At 25.5% G+C, this 17,522-nt stretch carries 17 protein-coding genes and 2 pseudogenes; 2 read left to right on the top strand and 17 right to left on the bottom strand.

Going from position 1 to position 17,522, the window contains the following annotated elements; all coding sequences use genetic code 4:
- Nucleotides 1-6: 6 nt before the first annotated feature.
- From AAHM76_RS07790 to AAHM76_RS07760, 7 genes are all read right to left on the bottom strand, one after another.
- Nucleotides 7-1,605 carry a hypothetical protein gene (locus AAHM76_RS07790; protein ID WP_342256053.1) on the bottom strand — a complete coding sequence of 533 codons (1,599 nt, stop codon included), beginning with the start codon at nt 1,603-1,605 and terminating at the stop codon, nt 7-9.
- 35 nt (nt 1,606-1,640) lie between these two features.
- The gene (locus AAHM76_RS07785; RefSeq protein WP_342256052.1) at nt 1,641-2,870 is read right to left on the bottom strand and encodes a hypothetical protein; all 1,230 of its coding nucleotides are present in this window, start codon (nt 2,868-2,870) and stop codon (nt 1,641-1,643) included.
- A gap of 17 nt (nt 2,871-2,887) precedes the next feature.
- Entirely contained in the window at nt 2,888-3,343 is a 456-nt protein-coding gene (locus AAHM76_RS07780) for a hypothetical protein (protein WP_342256051.1), read from the bottom strand.
- A 12-nt stretch (nt 3,344-3,355) separates the two neighbouring features.
- Nucleotides 3,356-3,742 carry a hypothetical protein gene (locus AAHM76_RS07775; RefSeq protein ID WP_342256050.1) on the bottom strand — a complete coding sequence of 129 codons (387 nt, stop codon included), beginning with the start codon at nt 3,740-3,742 and terminating at the stop codon, nt 3,356-3,358.
- A complete protein-coding gene (locus tag AAHM76_RS07770; RefSeq protein ID WP_342256049.1) occupies nt 3,723-4,214 on the bottom strand; it encodes a hypothetical protein in 492 nt (163 codons plus the stop codon). The genes AAHM76_RS07775 and AAHM76_RS07770 overlap by 20 nt, the downstream gene beginning before the upstream one ends.
- A 104-nt stretch (nt 4,215-4,318) precedes the next feature.
- Nucleotides 4,319-4,453, bottom strand: coding sequence for a hypothetical protein (locus tag AAHM76_RS07765; protein ID WP_342256048.1), 135 nt, complete (start codon nt 4,451-4,453; stop codon nt 4,319-4,321).
- Nucleotides 4,440-4,640, bottom strand: coding sequence for a hypothetical protein (locus AAHM76_RS07760; protein ID WP_342256047.1), 201 nt, complete (start codon nt 4,638-4,640; stop codon nt 4,440-4,442). Before AAHM76_RS07760 ends, AAHM76_RS07765 begins: the two co-directional genes overlap by 14 nt.
- Nucleotides 4,641-5,478: 838 nt before the next feature.
- Between AAHM76_RS07760 and AAHM76_RS07755 the strand changes: the two genes are divergently transcribed.
- Nucleotides 5,479-5,898 (top strand): DDE-type integrase/transposase/recombinase, encoded by a 420-nt coding sequence (locus AAHM76_RS07755; protein ID WP_342256046.1) that lies wholly within the window; start codon nt 5,479-5,481, stop codon nt 5,896-5,898.
- Nucleotides 5,899-5,906: 8 nt separating this feature from the next.
- Here AAHM76_RS07755 and AAHM76_RS07750 read toward each other — a convergent pair.
- From AAHM76_RS07750 to AAHM76_RS07735, 4 genes and pseudogenes are all read right to left on the bottom strand, one after another.
- Nucleotides 5,907-7,018: pseudogene (locus AAHM76_RS07750) on the bottom strand (IS3 family transposase).
- A gap of 74 nt (nt 7,019-7,092) precedes the next feature.
- Entirely contained in the window at nt 7,093-7,269 is a 177-nt protein-coding gene (locus tag AAHM76_RS07745) for a hypothetical protein (protein WP_342256045.1), read from the bottom strand.
- A 33-nt stretch (nt 7,270-7,302) separates the two neighbouring features.
- Complete coding sequence (locus AAHM76_RS07740) at nt 7,303-7,536, bottom strand: IS1/IS1595 family N-terminal zinc-binding domain-containing protein (protein WP_342256044.1); 234 nt, start codon at nt 7,534-7,536, stop codon at nt 7,303-7,305.
- Between the two features lie 1,965 nt (nt 7,537-9,501).
- On the bottom strand, nt 9,502-9,762 hold the full coding sequence (locus AAHM76_RS07735; RefSeq protein WP_342256043.1) for a hypothetical protein: 261 nt from the start codon (nt 9,760-9,762) through the stop codon (nt 9,502-9,504).
- A 157-nt stretch (nt 9,763-9,919) separates the two neighbouring features.
- Between AAHM76_RS07735 and AAHM76_RS07730 the strand changes: the two genes are divergently transcribed.
- Nucleotides 9,920-11,031, top strand: a protein-coding gene (locus AAHM76_RS07730) for an IS3 family transposase (protein ID WP_342256042.1) whose coding sequence is annotated in 2 segments (ribosomal slippage) — nt 9,920-10,163 and nt 10,163-11,031 — 1,113 coding nt in all. Because the reading frame shifts where the segments join, the coding sequence is not laid out codon by codon here.
- On the opposite strand, the gene AAHM76_RS07725 is transcribed toward AAHM76_RS07730, so the two are convergent.
- The 6 genes and pseudogenes from AAHM76_RS07725 to phoU all read right to left on the bottom strand — a co-directional run bounded on the left by AAHM76_RS07725 (nt 11,024) and on the right by phoU (nt 17,516).
- Entirely contained in the window at nt 11,024-11,383 is a 360-nt protein-coding gene (locus AAHM76_RS07725; RefSeq protein ID WP_342256041.1) for a hypothetical protein, read from the bottom strand. The two genes, AAHM76_RS07730 and AAHM76_RS07725, sit on opposite strands and share 8 nt — an antisense overlap.
- Nucleotides 11,384-11,485: 102 nt before the next feature.
- Nucleotides 11,486-11,542: pseudogene (locus tag AAHM76_RS08755) on the bottom strand (hypothetical protein); the annotation flags it as partial.
- 325 nt (nt 11,543-11,867) lie between these two features.
- Nucleotides 11,868-12,809 carry a 3'-5' exoribonuclease YhaM family protein gene (locus AAHM76_RS07720; protein WP_342256040.1) on the bottom strand — a complete coding sequence of 314 codons (942 nt, stop codon included), beginning with the start codon at nt 12,807-12,809 and terminating at the stop codon, nt 11,868-11,870.
- Between the two features lie 44 nt (nt 12,810-12,853).
- Entirely contained in the window at nt 12,854-14,608 is a 1,755-nt protein-coding gene (locus tag AAHM76_RS07715; protein ID WP_342256039.1) for a 2-oxo acid dehydrogenase subunit E2, read from the bottom strand.
- A 46-nt stretch (nt 14,609-14,654) separates the two neighbouring features.
- A complete protein-coding gene (locus tag AAHM76_RS07710) occupies nt 14,655-16,328 on the bottom strand; it encodes a phospho-sugar mutase (protein ID WP_342256038.1) in 1,674 nt (557 codons plus the stop codon).
- A 528-nt stretch (nt 16,329-16,856) separates the two neighbouring features.
- The gene (gene phoU / locus AAHM76_RS07705) at nt 16,857-17,516 is read right to left on the bottom strand and encodes a phosphate signaling complex protein PhoU (RefSeq protein ID WP_053390556.1); all 660 of its coding nucleotides are present in this window, start codon (nt 17,514-17,516) and stop codon (nt 16,857-16,859) included.
- Nucleotides 17,517-17,522: the final 6 nt, after the last annotated feature.

Raw genomic sequence — 17,522 nt, 5'->3', positions numbered from 1 at the left:
ATCTCCTTATCATTTATTTCTTTTTGATTTGATTTTATTTAAGATAAACTTTTTACTACTTGATAGTGTTTTTGTTTTAATTTTTTTGCTTAAATTTTGTTTTGTTCTGAATTGTTTGTATGTTTGAAATGCTAAGCCACTACCTAATAAACTAGTAACTGAAGTTTCTTCTAATGTTTTTAACATTTTATTTTTATTAGTAAAGTTATTTTTAAATTGTTCTTGCAACTTTAATACTTTAGCAATTGTTTGATATATTTTAAAACTATCTTTTACTATTTGTTGATAAGCAACTGGGGCAAAAGAAACTAAATTAAACAAACTTGTCTTATTAAATCCTCAACCAATAAATCATTCACTATGCATATAGTATACAAAAGGCTCTTTTGCTAAAATAAACTGTTCTGCTTTTACTAAAGTTGTCATAACAACAATGGGGGCATATTTAGGGTTTTTATAATATATTGTTAAAGCAACTTCACCAGCAACAGATAAAGGAACAATTTTAACTGCCAAAAAAACATCAGAACCATAAGCAAAAGGTAATAATTGTCCTTTTTGAATAGCTTTAGTTTCAAATTTAGATAATATTTTTTTAGTTTTCTCAGTAATTTTACTAATTATTTTTTGTTTAATCGTAATTATTTGTTTTTCAATTGGGGCTAATAATTTTTTAGTTACTTTTTGAATATAAAAATTTGGGTTTAAATAATTTAAGGTTTTATTTAATTTAATTGGCATTTTATGCAAGAAATTTAACAATTTATTATGATATATTTTGCTACCTCGCATTAAATTAGCATTTAATAGCAAGTTTTTACCAACACCTTTTTTATAAAGATTAGCCATAATGTTATATCATTCATCAGTATTTATTTTGCTTATTTTATCAACATTTAATCCATATTCAGAAAGTAATTTATTAGCATTTTTTTCATTTATGCGGGGTATTTTTTGAATTAACTTAGGGCTTATTTTTTGAATGTTTTTTTCAATTTTTAATAAATTATTAATTTTTTCTAATTTAAACCCTTTAAAACCTTTATAAAAATCATTGCGGGCTAATTTTCCAATTGTATATAATAAAGTTTCATTATTAGCTTGTTTTGTAAAATCAAATATTAATTTATCAGATAAAATCTTTTTACCTGTAACTTGTCTTACAACATCTTCTAAGTTATTAGCAGTTATTACGCCTAATTTTTCAAGTAATTTAATTTCTTTGGCTAATTTTAAAATTTTCGTTGTGCGAGCAGCACGCGTTAATTTACCAATCCCACCAATTGCTGGTAACAAATTTAAAGCTGTACTTTTTGCACTAACTTTAGAAGTTAAACTATCATATATTTGATTAACAGCAAAATCGGTTGCTGTTTCTACTCCAAATGAGATAAATGCTGCAGCAAAATTAGATAAACCAACACCAATACCAACAGCAGAAGCAATTCCGCCAGTTATAACTGATAAACCAAGAGCTAAAACTTGAATTCCTAAAAATTCTAATAATTGTAAACCAAAACTTTTTTCTTGTTGTTTAATAGATAATCTTGTTGGTGTTTTTTTAACATAATAAATCAGAGCAGTTTTACTTGTTTCAATTGGCATAGTTTATAAAACGAAAAAGTACTATTTTTTAGTACTTAAGTATTTTTAATTTTAACATCAATCGCATTTGTTTGCCCAGTAGCGTTGTTTTTACCTTCAATTTGAACTGCAACAGTTTTATCGTTTGTAATATCAATCGGTCAATCTTCACCTTTACTTTCAATAAAGTAATCATAATCATTTTCAGTTAAAGAAATATCTACTGTTTTGACTGCTTTTAAAACAACATCTTTAAATTGTGGTTTTAGTTGTTCGGCTTTTGTTTTTGCTGGATCATCAACATGAATAGTTGGTTTATCTAATTTATTAATTTTACTAATATCAATTTTCGCAACAATATGTTTAATAATTCCCTTGGGTTCAACTACTGCTCCACCTAAATATAAAACTCTTTCCATAATTAAAGTATTACCCATTCCAGTACCTAACGCCGCAGCACCAACTCTTAATGGGGTGTGGTCTTTTTTGCGTAAAATAAGAGGGTCATATTTTTTACTAAATTTAAAAACAATTGCATTAACACCATCGGGTAATAAACTAATTGTTCCTTCTGAACCATCTTTATTAATAATTGGTAATTTTTTTGGAACCATATAGTAAGTTGTTCCTTCAACAGACTTCATTGCCCCACTTGTTGTTATTACACTGTTTATTTGGTCATTTGCACCAAGTTGTAATTGCAATTTATCACGAATTCCACGAATAAAATCAGCTGAACCTAAAACAATTGTTTCTGATGGCGTAAAACCATTTTCATAGACTTTATCCATAATTTCATCATGAATTTGTAAAGCATTTGTATCATTTGCTTTTTTACCTTGAATAGTTGTAACTGTTCCGTTGTTGTTAATAATATCTAAAATTTTGTTACGTTTATAAGCAACTTCGGTATCCATTGCTTGTTCAATATCAGCCGCCCAAAGATTGGGATTAAAATCACTTTCTACGTGGTCTAATTTACGAGCAAAAGTTAAAATGGTATTTAATTCAACAATTCCATCTTCAAATTCAACTGTTGAATAGTTTAATAAATTATCATCAGTATTAAATACTTGTCCATCTTTTCCTAAACCTTCGTTATATTTAATATTTTTCTTTCTTTTATATGTTAAACCAAATTTATTGGCTTCTTTTCAAGCAAATAATGCTTCTCAACTAAATTTTTGTTGATAAGTTTGTAAATATCATTGGTCAAATGTTTCGCGATCATTTTTTGTTGCTTGGTTAGCAATATCGCCGAATATTCTTTGTGGATTTTGTACCATAATTTATTTCCTTCTTTCTATTTGTTAAATACATTATCGGCATCGACAATGTTTTTTTCTTTGTTATCTATTTTTGGTACACCACCAGTGTTAACGGGTTGTACTTTTATTAATTCATCATAAACACTTTGTAAATGTGTTTTAATAACTTCGATGTCATCATTAATATCATAAGATTTTAATAAGACGTTTTTAAATTCTTCATTATCAGTTAAAGAATTATTAAAATTATTAATTTCAATTTGTTTTAATTGTAGGGTTTGTTGTTCTAATTGTGAAATTAATTCAGTGTTTTTTGTTTGTAGTTCGTTGATTTTCTGATTGTTATTTTCTAAATTACTTGCGTTAAATTCAGTAATTTCTTCATAATTATCTAAAATAACTTCTGCAGTTTTGATATTAAAACTATCATTCTCATTTTTAATAGGTTCATTTTTTTCATCAATTAGAACATACTTGACATTTTTTTCCATTTCTTCACTTCCTTATTTTTTAATATTTGTTCTTTTTCTAATTGCTTTTTTTATAATTTCAAAGCTATCTACTCGAAAAGATAAAAAATAACGTTTAGTTTTTAAATTTAGTTGATTAAATACTGAGCCTTTAATTTTTATCTCATCATCTTTTCTTAATTTCAAAAACTCAGATACAATTGGCGGATTATATATTGATAATGTTGAGTAATTCAATCCTTCTCACTGACATTTAGCAGAACAAGCATCAACTTCAACGCCACCAGCAACAAACGCTTTAATTTTAGTTTTAATCGGGTTTTCATGTAATCTAACAGTTAGTTCTAATTTGTTAACTATTTTATTTTTTGTTTTACTGGTAATTGTTTTTTTGGATAGATTACTTTTTGTTTGTGGCATTTTTATCAACTCCTTTTGCTAAAAAATATTGTAAATGTTTTCATGCATCGTGTTCGTGTTCTGTCATTTTAATATTTCCTTTATAAAGATAATTTTTCTTAACAACTGGTGATTGTAAAATATATTTTAAATTAAATAGATATTTGCATAAAACTTTTAAACCACCAATTAAATTAGGAGTAGATAGTGGGTTTGTTATTTTTAATCCCTTATGAAGTTGATAATCTTCAATTATTACAACAACTTTATTTAAATAAGAACAAGTTTGGTTTTTAAATTTGTTCAATATTAAATAGATTTTATTTATCGCTTCTTCTTCGTTTTTAGAATGAAAAGTAATATTATTAATTATTTTCTTTTGCAAAACATTGTAAATAATAACACCAGTTTTCCCAATTCCAGCGGGATCAATTGCAATAATATATTTTAATTGATTTGTTTTATCTTTTTCTCAATTTGTAATATTTTTCATCCTTCTGTCGCTAAATCTAAAATATCGTTAATTTTGTAATGTTGCATATATGAGATAATAACATCTCATTTATCTTCAAATAAATTTAAATACATTTTTGCTCATTATAAACACTGTAAATCATAATGATTTTTATGATGAGAAATACGACAATTAACTGGTTTACAATTAATTCAATCAAATGAAGTTGTTATTTCATTTCAAGTTTTATTAATATACAAACTTTTATATTCTGTCATTTTTTCTATACTCTCAATTCTTTTTATTTTTTGCCCAAATTTCATCATTAATATCATTTACCGTTACTGGATAAGCTCGTATCATTAATTTTTGTAATTTACTTTCAATTTTTTTATTGTGTTTTTTTGTACTACAACATTTTGCTTTTTTATATTGTTTAAAACGCTTATAATTTGCTTTAATCAAATATTTTCCTTTCTGTAAAAAAACATAATATTTTTTTATTAGTTAATATTTTGATATTTAGTAATTTATTTTAGTACTTACTTAATTCGCCGCCCGCTTCACTTTGGGGGTGAGCGGGGGCGGTAGGATATTTAGACATAGTTTATCCCCCTACGGAAGTAAAAAAGTTTACCCAGTTATTAATTACACTTCATCCATCCCTACACAACTTTATATAAAGAAAATAACCTTTTGGAGCTCCAACCCGCTTGTTTTTTTAGTGTCCGATATTGTTTTTTCGGTTTAACAGCACTCTTTTTATGAAAACAAGCCAAAAAACACGCGCTCTGACATTTAGCAAGGGACTAATCTTGCCGAGAATTAAAGAAATAAATAGGAGTAAAATCCATTCGCTTTCACACTTTCTTTAAAGCTTCGTGCCATAGATGGGTTATCCATCTTTAAGCATCAAAATATTAAGTTTTAAAGATTTAATTTTGGATTAATCGTTAGATAGTATCTTTATTATTTTTTATCTCATTATCTTTTTTAATTATTTGCTTATTAAATGTATTTTTTAGTAATATATTTAACAATTAACTAATAATTAAGTAAAATAAATACTTAAAAATTTTTCAGAAAATAAAGGATGGATTTTTTCATAAAAAACCTATTTTATTAAGTGTGAAAGATACTATCTAACGATTAATTCAAAATAAAAAATCTCTCTAATAAGCGATTAATTAATTTTATTTCTAATTATGTTATTTATAATTTTTATAAAACCTCAACTTTTTTCTTACTATCAGAAAAATGAGAAGAAAAATAAAGTATAAACAGAATAAAGAAAAAAATCTTATTGCAATATCCTGATTTAATTAAACGTAAATTCAATGATATAAAAACAAGGTTTTCAGTACTATATACTGATGTAACATATTTAATTTGAAAAGGAGAAAGATATTATCAATCAACAATTATTGATGGATATACTAAAGAAATAGTTGATGTAAAGTGATCTAAATATAATGACAATAAATTAGTAATGGATAATTTAAATGATGCAATTAATAAAATAAAATTAATAAAAAAAGATCTGAATGGAATAATAATTCACTCAGATCACGGATATCAATATACATCCACTATTTATCACGATAAATGTTTATCTAACGGTATTATAATTTCAATGGGGAAAAAATACCACTGTGCAGATAATATTGTTATAGAAAGTTTTCATTCATTACTTAAGAAAGCTTGGAATGGCAACACTTTTTAGGACACTTTTTATATAGACATTTGTTTTCTAAAAGTAACTGGAGATAAATAATTTAAACTGCCATGAATTCGAATATTGTTATATCAATGCACAAAATCAAAAAGTTCGTATTTTAATTGTGTTAAATTTTTAAATTTTTTACCCTTAATAAATTCAGTTTTAAAAGTTTTGTAAGTTGTTTCAGCCACAGCATTATCATAAGGGCAGCCTTTATTGCTTAATGATCTTTTAATATTAAAAGTTATTAAAATTTCATCAATGATTTTATTTTTAAACTCATTACCACGATCAGTATGAAATAGAGTTATTTGATTTAATGGTCGTGTTATTTTATGAAAATCTTGCTGGACCAGTTCGGCTGTTTTATTCGGCCCAGCACTATAACCAATTATTTCACGATTAAACAAGTCAATTAATAAACAAATATAATGTCATTTAGCGCCAACTTGAACATATGTTAAATCACTAACAATAACTTCATTAGGTTTTTTGTTGTTAAATTGACGATTTAAAATATTATTAATTTGGTTATTATTGACTGTTGTTTTATGATTATGATATTTTAATTTGGTGTATTTAGAAACCAAATTATTTTTGATCATAAAGAATCTTATTTTTCGCCGCGATAAGATGATATCTTTTCTGTTTAAAATAACTTTAATTTTGCGAGCCCCATAAATTTTGCGACTTTTATTAAAGGCACTGATAATTTCTTGTTCATAATTATTAACTTGCTTGTTAATACATTTATTAGTTTGATAATAATACGTTGATTTTGATAAACCCAAAATCTTACATATTTTTCTTACTGAATATTTTGTTTTGTTGTTATTAATTATTGTTATTTTTTGGCCATTATCAGTGCGGCTTGCTTTAAAATGTCATTTTTCATTTTCAAGTCTTTAAGTTCTTTTCGTAAAGTTATTATTTCATTTTCTTCTAGTGTGCGATTGTCTTTTGCTTTAAATTAACCAGAATTATTATAATTTTTAACTCAACTATAAATAGTTGGTTTTGGTAAATTATATTCTTGCCCTAGATTAATAACACTTTTACCATTTTTATATAGCATGATAATTTGTTTTTTAAATTCTTCAGAGTATGAAGTTTTATTTCCCATTTTTATATTCCTTCTTTCTTAATAATTTTATCTAATTTTTAAGTCTATATAATTATGGTCCTAATAATTGTAGCCTATCCAATACAACATTTAGTGTTGATTGAAAATGAATCAAGATGAATTTTTCTTTTATCAAATTTATCTTTAAAATTACCTTTGTGGATTTCTTTAATAAATGTTTCATCGATTTGAATTTGGCCATTTAACGTTTTAAATTTTAATTGGGTGTTTTCTAATTGTTTTGATTTCATTATTTTTTGGCGATTATATCAAGCGGTTTTCGGTTATGTTTTAATAAAGTGGGAAATCATTTTACTAGATTGGCCTAATAATGAAATTTGAATCAATAAATTTCACTGTTCATAATTTAAATGACTTCAATACGTAAAATTATCACGAAAAGCATCAAAACTAGCACGACATTTTTTGCATAAATATTTTTGTTTTCCTTCGGGATTATGACCATTTTTAACACAATAAAAAGATTGACAATTAGGACATTTAATACCTTTATCCATAAATTTTTGATCAATTTAATTTAAGCATTTTTGTTTTTTAATTAATTCTGCTTCTTTTTTGACTTTTTCATGAAATTCTAAAAATTGATCATCTGTTAAACTATTTATTAATTCTTCAATTATTTTTTCCATTAATTATTCACCTCTTATATTAAAAATATACCTAATTTTAGGTATATTTTTAATATAAGGAGTTTTCTACAAAATTAAAGAAAAATATTGTAAATGTTTTCATGCATCGTGTTCATGCTCTGTAATTTTAATATTTCCTTTATAGCTATAATTTTTCTTAGCAACTGGTGATTGTAAAACATATTTTAAATTAAATAGGTATTTGCATAAAACTTTTAAACCACCGATAAATTTAGGTGTAGATAGTGGGTTTGTTATTTTTAATCCCTTATGAAGTTGATAATCTTCAATTATTACAAGAACTTTATTTAAATAAAAACAAGTTTGCTTTTGAAAGTTGTTTAATATTAAATAGATATTATTTATTGCTTCTTCTTCGTTTTTAGAATGAAAAGTAATATTATTAATTATTTTCTGTTGTAAAACATTATAAATAATAATACCAGTTTGCTCACCTCCAGCAGGGTCAATTGCAATAATATATTTTAATTTATTTGGTTTATTTTTTTGTTAATTTGTAATATTTTTCATCCATCGGAAGCCAAATCTAAAATATCGTTAATTTTGTAATGCTGCATATTGCAATAAGAAGCAATTACATCTCATTTGTTTTTAAATAAATTTAAGTACATTTTTGTTAATTATAAACATTGCAAATCATAATGATTTTTATTATGAGAAATACGACAATTAACAAGGTTACAATTAATTTAATCAAATGAAGTTGTTATTTCATTTCAAGTTTTATTAATATACAAACTTTTATATTCTGTCATTATAATAATTCTTTCATTAATTAGTTTTGCCTAATGCTCAATATTCATCAGTTATTTCATCTACTGAAACTAAATAAGCTCGTATCATTAATTCTTGTAATTTACTTTCAATTTTTTTATTTCATTTTTTCATCAAATATTAACCAATAAAAAAATAATATTTTTTTATTGGTTAATATTTTGATATTTAGTAAATAATGTATTTTGTATTTTAGTATTTATTTACTTCGCCGCCCGCTTCACTTTGGTGGTGAGCGGAGGAAATAGTATATTTAGACATAGTTTATCCCCCTACGGAAATAAACAAAAAAAGTTTACCCAGTTATTAATTACGCTTCATCCATCCCTAGACAACTTTATATAAAGAAAATAACCTTTTGGAGCTCCAACTATCTTGTTTTTTTAGTGTCCGATATTGTTTTTTTCGGTTTAACAGCACTCTTTTTATGAAAACAAGCCAAAAAACACGCGCTCTGACATTTCACAAGTGATTAATCTTGTCGAGAATTAAAGAAATAAATAGGATAGTAAATCCAATCGCTTTCGCACTTTCTTTAAGGCTTCGTGCCATAGATGAGTTATCCATCTTTAAGCATCAAAATATTAAGTTTTAGATTGCATTATTCATCGGATAATACCTTTATTGAAAGGAAATTTATAAAAATATCATTTATTTTGTGTAGGGAAAATAGAATAACATCTGTTTTTATGATAAAAGTTCTAAATTTAAAGATACTATCCGATGAATAATGCAAATAAATTTATTTTTTTAATAGAAAAATAAAAAAAAAATCTCACAAGAATTGTTTTTTTGCCGGTTCATCGTACAGGACGCCTAGTATTAATAGTTCTTTCGATATAACTAACTAAATGTGCCAATAGTTATTTTGCTATGGCATTTATTCCTGAAAATTAAATCATACCATAATGTTATTATATACCTATCACCAAAAAATTTTTAATTTTGTAGAAAACTATTGATGAAATAAAAAAAATCATCAATATGATAACTTTAAAAGAAAATTATATAAACTTTTAATATTGTTATTTAACTTTTTTATACGTTAAAATATAATACCGATGATTGTTTGTTTGGCGTTAAACCTTTATGCTGGTATTTTCATTTTCAGAGATTTAAATAATTTTGAATGTTCGCGAAACCTAAGCCATGATAATGAATTAAGGATTCTTTAAGATTTGATTGTAATTTACTAATTTTATTTAACTTCCGATAACTAGCATCAGGATTTGTACTAGTTTTAGTTGCTAATAAAATAGAATTTGTTTGTTTTGCTACTAATAAATATAATGGTTGCATGTCAGAAATAATAATTGAATTTTCTTTGATTAATTGTTTATTAATATTTTCAATAATTCACTGTTTTTGTAATCGTTGGATAGGCTACAATTATTAGGACCATAATTATATAGACTTCAAAATTAGATAAAATTATTAAGAAAGAAGGAATATAAAAATGGGAAATAAAACTTTATACTCTGAAGAATTTAAAAAACAAATTGTCATGCTATATAAAAATGGTAAAAGTGTTATTAATCTATGGCAAGAATATAATTTACCAAAACCAACTATTTATAGTTGAGTTAAAAATTATAATAATTCTGGTTCATTTAAAGCAAAAGACAATCGCACACTAGAAGAAAATGAAATAATAACTTTACGAAAAGAACTTAAAGACTTGAAAATGGAAAATGACATTTTAAAGCAAGCCGCACTGATAATGGCCAAAAAATAACAATAATTAATAACAACAAAACAAAATATTCAGTAAGAAAAATATGTAATATTTTGGGTTTATCAAAATCAACGTATTATTATCAAACTAATAAATGTATTAACAAGCAAGTTAATAATTATGAACAAGAAATTATCAGTACCTTTAATAAAAGCCGCAAAATTTATGGGGCTCGCAAAATTAAAGTTATTTTAAACAGAAAAGATATCATCTTATCGCGGCGAAAAATCAGATTCTTTATGATCAAAAATAATTTGGTTTCTAAATACACCAAATTAAAATATCATAATCATAAAACAACAGTCAATAATAACCAAATTAATAATATTTTAAATCGTCAATTTAACAACAAAAAACCTAATGAAGTTATTGTTAGTGATTTAACATATGTTCAAGTTGGCGCTAAATGACATTATATTTGTTTATTAATTGACTTGTTTAATCGTGAAATAATTGGTTATAGTGCTGGGCCGAATAAAACAGCCGAACTGGTCCAGCAAGATTTTCATAAAATAACACGACCATTAAATCAAATAACTCTATTTCATACTGATCGTGGTAATGAGTTTAAAAATAAAATCATTGATGAAATTTTAATAACTTTTAATATTAAAAGATCATTAAGCAATAAAGGCTGCCCTTATGATAATGCTGTGGCTGAAACAACTTACAAAACTTTTAAAACTGAATTTATTAAAAGTAAAAAATTTAAAAATTTAACACAATTAAAATACGAACTTTTTGATTTTGTGCATTGATATAACAATATTCGAATTCATGGCAGTTTAAATTATTTATCTCCAGTTACTTTTAGAAAACAAATGTCTATATAAAAAGTGTCCTAAAAAGTGTTGCCATTCCACGTTTTGTGTTGACTGATTTAACATAAATATTATTATTGCTATCAACAGCCATTTGAATACAACATTTAGTGTTGGTTGAAAATGAATTAAGATGAATTTTTCTTTTATCAAATTTATCTTTAAAATTACCTTTGTGGATTTCTTTAATAAATGTTTCATCGATTTGAATTTGGCCATTTAACGTTTTAAATTTTAATTGGGTGTTTTCTAATTGTTTTGATTTCATTATTTTTTGGCGATTATATCAAGCGGTTTTCGGTGATGTTTTAATAAAGTGGGAAATCATTTTACTAGATTGGCCTAATAATGAAATTTGAATCAATAAATTTCACTGTTCATAATTTAAATGACTTCAATACGTAAAATGATCACGAAAAGCATCAAAACTAGCACGACATTTTTTGCATAAATATTTTTGTTTTCCTTCAGGATTATGACCATTTTTAACACAATAAAAAGATTGACAATTAGTACATTTAATACCTTTATCCCTAAATTTTTGATCAATTTCATTTAAGCGTTTTTGTTTTTTAATTAATTCTGCTTCTTTTTTGACTTTTTAATGAAATTCTAAAAATTGATCATCTGTTAAACTATTTATTAATTCTTCAATTATTTTTTTCATTAATTATTCACCTCTTATATTAAGAATATACCTAATTTTAGGTATATTTTATAAATATCAATAGTTTTCTACAAAATTAAAGCAAAAAATAAAAAAGAAAAATCAAATTAAAAACAGAAAAAAATTGCAAAAAATATAAAATTTTAAAAAAATTTTAAGCTTTTTACAATTAAATTAATCATTATTTTTCAAAATGTTTTAAAAATCAGCGGCCTTCAACAGATAACAAGCGCTGTGTTTGCTCATTAAGCAATGTTTTTTCTAGCTCTTTATCAATACGGTAAATTCGTGCATCTAAATTATCTAAAAATGATAAAATTTCTGCTTCTAATAAGTGTGGTTCAACAGGTGAACCATATTCCAATCGACCATGGCTAGCTAAAATCATATGTTCTAATAAAACAATTTTTTCTGAATTTAAATTATTACTTTGGGCAAGATGATTTAATTCATTTGCCATAATTGAAATATGCCCAAGTAATTTTCCTTCAAATGAAAAATCATTTGTAGCTCCACTTGTAATTTCAATAACTTTTCCTAAATCATGTAAAATAACACCACAATATAATAATTCTGCATCAATTAAACGGTCATGATAAACATTGACAACATTTTTTGCCATTTGCAGCATAGTTAAACTATGTCAAATTAAACCTGATTTAATTTCGTGATGATTACGAATAGCAGCTGGTCAAATTTTAAATTGCTCCCCATATTTTGCTAAAATTAAAGTCATAATTTCACGATATTCAGTTGTTTTAATTTTTTTTACTGTTGTAATAATTTCATCATACATTGCATCTGCCGGAAGCGGCGCAACTTCAATAAAATCATCTAGATTAATACTGGCATTATCAATAATATCATAACTATTAATTTTTGCTTGTAAAACTTTTCGATACTCAATAATATTAATATTTACTTTGTAACAATTTCCTTTAATTCAACTTTCAATGTCAGCGGGACGAGCATCTCATAACCTTGCTTCAATTGTTCCAGTACGTTCTTTTAAGGTTATTGATAAATAAGTGCTGCCATTGGATGCTGTCCCTTGGGTCACCTTATCAGCAATTACGATTAATTCTACATTATTAACTTCTTTTGTTAAATCTTTAATATTCATTTTTCCCCTCCTAGAAATAAAAAAGTGAGTAATTACTTTTTATCTTATAACAAAAGCCCTGGATTTGATAATAAATATGCAACATAATGGATAAATTTACTTGCTTCAGTAATATCAATTACAGCTTCATTATATCCCAATGTATTTACCATAATATCACGAATTGCAATATCATTTTTTTCAAACACAACAGGTTTTTTAAAAATAATACCCATTGCAATTCCGGCAACATTATCATCTGGAATTGTAAATGTTCCCCGTGTTATTCCATATTCACCATAATTTATAATTGAAAATGAGGCATCTTGACAGTCCTTTTCTTTTAATTCATTATTAATACTTTTACTTATTAATTTTGTTACCTTTGAAGCAATTTCTTTAATTGAAACATTTTTTAAATTATATAAAACAGGCATTTTTACTGCAATATCACTATCCACACTAAAAGCAATATTATAAAATCATTTTAATAAAATTTCATTTTTCTGACTAATAAAGGATGCATTTAAAACAGGGAATTTTTTTAATCCATCATAGACTGCTTTAACATAAAAAGGCAATAATGTTAATTCAATATCATTTTGTGAATATGCTTCATGCATAATTGACAATAAACTAACTAACTCGCTAACATCAACTTCAACATCAATAAAACCATGGACAATATTTTTTTTACTTTCCATAATTTCTTTTGCACGAATAATTGCTTCTTGTTTTAATTTCACCTTGTCAACTTGCAAAGTTTGTGGATTTTCTTTTATTTTATGTTCTGAGGAAGCGAAATGTCCGCTTGATGTTGCATTTTCTGGCTTATGCTTTTTAAGATGAGACGAAACAGACGAATGAACCGTTGAATGTGACTTTGAATGTTCACCATGATGTTCTTTCGACTTATTCCCCACTAATTTATCTTTTTCTAAATTTATAATAGGTTCCATTTTTGAATCATCAACATTATTTATACTTTGAGCAAAATTACTTTTTAATTCTTCTTTTGTATAATTTTCTTGTTTGTATTCTTCTGCATCAAAGGGTTGATGATTTAAGGGGTCTAGTTTTTTATCATCAACTTGATTTCTCGCAGCCATTTCTGCTGTAAATGATAAATCACGTTCTAAATTTTCAAGATCTTCAATAACTTCTTCTTCAATTGTCATTGTTGCTAAATAATCTTTAACAATTGCCAAATCTTCTTTTAAATCACCCAAATCTTTTTGCAACGTTTCAATATTTTCTTCACTAGGAATATTCTCAATAACATTTTCAACTTTATCTTTAAACGGAAATGTCTTTGAATCATTATTCTGGCTAAAAAATGGGGTTGAATCTTGTGCTATATTTTCTTCTGGTAAATCAATTTCAATTGAATCTTCAAAATCATCTTGTGTATTTTCACAAGCTACTTCACGTGCTAATAATGTTTCAATTAACTCTTCTCGAAAAATTTCTGTTTCTGATTTTTTAACATCAATTGGTGGTCGATTTTGTACATTATATTTTCCAGAACCATTAAAAGAAATAGTATTATAGGGCTGCTCAAAATTATTATCTTGTTCATTAATGGTTGACTCAAATGGTAATAAATCTAATAAAACATCACCACTATTAATAACTTTATTTTCATAAACAATAAGATTTAACACTTCACCAGTAATTGGCGCTTTGATTTCATAAACTTTATTTTGTGTAATAATGTTAGCAAGTTTATCCCCCTTTTGGACAACTTGCTTATTTGTAACAAAAATTTTATCAACAATTCCTTTGCGATTATCATCAGCTTCAAAAATAATTTTTGTCATACCCAAACCCCCCCTATTTTCTAACTATATATTAGCATAACTTTTATTATTTTAAATAATTAGTTTCTAATTCTTGGTACATTGCTTCCATTTTTATCTTTGCTTCTTCATTTGTTTTATCAACACAAACAAAATAGAATTTTATTTTTGGTTCTGTTCCACTTGCACGAACTGCAAACCAACTACCATCTGCAAAATAAAACTTTAGTAAGTCTTGTCCTGGCATTTCATATAAACCATGCAAATAATCTTCTTTTTTAATACATTTAATTGTATCCAAACTAGTAATTGTTTCTTGTCGTAATTTTTTTAACATATTATTAATAATTTTTTTGCCATCAATTCCATCACGAACTAAATTAACTGTTTTACAATAAAAATAATCAAATTTATTATATTGTTCAACTAAAACATCATATAATGTTTTTCCTTGATTATGATAATATCAACAAGCTTCTGCTAAGACTAATGATAATTGAATCCCATCTTTATCACGAGTTATGTCTTTTAAAACATAACCATATGCTTCTTCAAATCCAAATAAAAATTCTAACCCTTTATCTGCTGCTTTGCTCATTTGATCCCCAATTCATTTAAAACCAGTTAATGTTTTAATAACTTTAACACCATAACTTTCAGCTACTTTATCTGATAAATTCCCAGTAACAAAAGTATTATACATAACCCCATTTTTAGGTAATGTTTTTTGACGTTGATAATGGGAAAATAAATACTCAATTAATACTGGAGCTGTTTCATTTCCAGTCATTAAATAATACTCATGTTCTTTGATTTTAACACCAATTCCTAAACGATCAGCATCAGAGTCATTTAAAATAATAACGTCAGCATTAACTTTTTTCGCATATTTTAATGCTAAATCATAACATTCTGTTAATTCTGGATTCGGATTAGGGGCAAAAGTAAAATTAGGATCATTATCAAATTGTTCTTCTACAATCGTAACATCATAGCCACACTCTTTTAAAATTCGTGGAGTTCATTCTTTACTTGTTCCATGCAAATTAGAAAAAACAATTTTAATATTACGTTTTTGATTTGGATAAAACTGCATTGTTTTAACATCGCTGACATAATTATTCTCGACTTCTTTTGCAACATATGTAATTAAAGTTAAATCTGGATTTAAAGTTAAAGTAAAAACTTCTTCTTTAATTTTTAAGTAATTTTCACCAATGACATCAGTTGCAACTGGCAAAAACTGTGAACCATTATGGTCATAAATTTTATAACCATTATATTCACACGAATTATGACTTGCTGTAATAATAACACCCGCTGCCGCTTTTATTTTCCGAATGGTATAAGAAACCATTGGCGTTGGGCGAAGGTCATTATTAGCAAATAAAATTGCTTTAATATTATTACTAGCAAAAATATTTGCTACTTCTTGTGCAAATTCAGCTGAAAAATGACGGTTATCATGCCCAATTACAATTCCTTTTGATTTTAAATCTGTCGCAGAATAAATTGTTTTTAAATATTGCATAAAAGCTAATGTTGCTCTCCGAATTGTATATAAATTAATTTTTCCGGTTCCTGGGCCTAATAATCCTCGCAATCCAGCAGTTCCAAATTCTAAATCATCTGAAAAAGCAGCAATTAAATCTGCTTCAGACATTTGTTGAAATTCAGCGGCTAACGTTGGATCTAAATTTTTAGCATCTTTTCATAATTTTAAATTATCTAAATATGACATCTTAATTATCCTTTATTTTTTTTAACAAGCAGCAAAGTTTTTGGTTTTAACCACAATACATTCTTGTTTGCTACAACCAACAATTTTCACCTCATATGGTAAATTTTTATATCTTGATTTTATCTATTTTATTGTCTTCATATTATTTAATGAGATATTTTATCGATAGAATTTTATATATACTTAAAATAATTAGTACTTATTATTATTGAAACAATAATTGAATACCAACTATAATTCAATATTATTTTCTTTTTCGATCAAAACAATCTTTACAAAGATTGTTAATTTATTCATTTCCTATTAACGATTCCATTAAGTGTAATTTTTCATTTTCAACATTTTTTTGCATTTATTACAAATTTTCATATTTTTTGTCACCTTCTTTATTTTTTCATATACATTATAAATTATACTTTTATTTTTAAGTATTTAACAATAAATTTAATCATATTAAATATAAAACTACAAGTAGTAAAAATTCATTGATAATTTTGCATTAAAATGATCTTCATCATGAAGACCATATTAAATTGGCAATTCAAAATCATAAATTTTTCCTTCAATAATATAAATTAATGTTTCAGCAATATTAATGATATGTGTTCCAGCACGTTCAATTGAACGTAATTGTTGCATTGTTAAAGTAATAACTTTAATTTCTTCTTTTGATTTTGCTTCACGAATTTTTTCAATTAAAGCATCATTTTCAACTTTATAAATCTTGTCTAATTCAGTATCATATTTTAAAATATTATATGCTGATTCGATTCGTTCTTCCTCAAAAATATTTGATACTTCTGTTAACATTTCAATGACTTTTGCAACTAATTTTTTTAAAAAATTAATTAACTTTGTTGAAGGTTTATATTTGATATAATAACGACAAATACTTTTTGCATAATCTGCAATACGCTCAACCTCCTTAACAATCAAAATGAAGCCAACTATTCGTCGTAAATCTTTTGCAACCATTTGTTGTTTTGCAATTTTTCATAGCGAAACTTCAATGAAAGCCTCTTGCATTTTATTAATTGTTTCATCAGCGGAAATAACACTTTGAGCAAGCTCGACATCATTTGTTTCTAAACATTTAACCATATCATCATATTGATTTTTTGTCATTGCAATCATATCAATAATCATTTGTTTTGTTTGTGCTAAATCATTTTCAATTTTTATGCTCATATTTTG

The organism is Spiroplasma endosymbiont of Poecilobothrus nobilitatus, from assembly GCF_964030655.1.
Lineage (GTDB): Bacteria > Bacillota_I > Bacilli_A > Mycoplasmatales > Mycoplasmataceae > Spiroplasma.
This window is presented reverse-complemented; position numbering and strand designations above follow the sequence as displayed.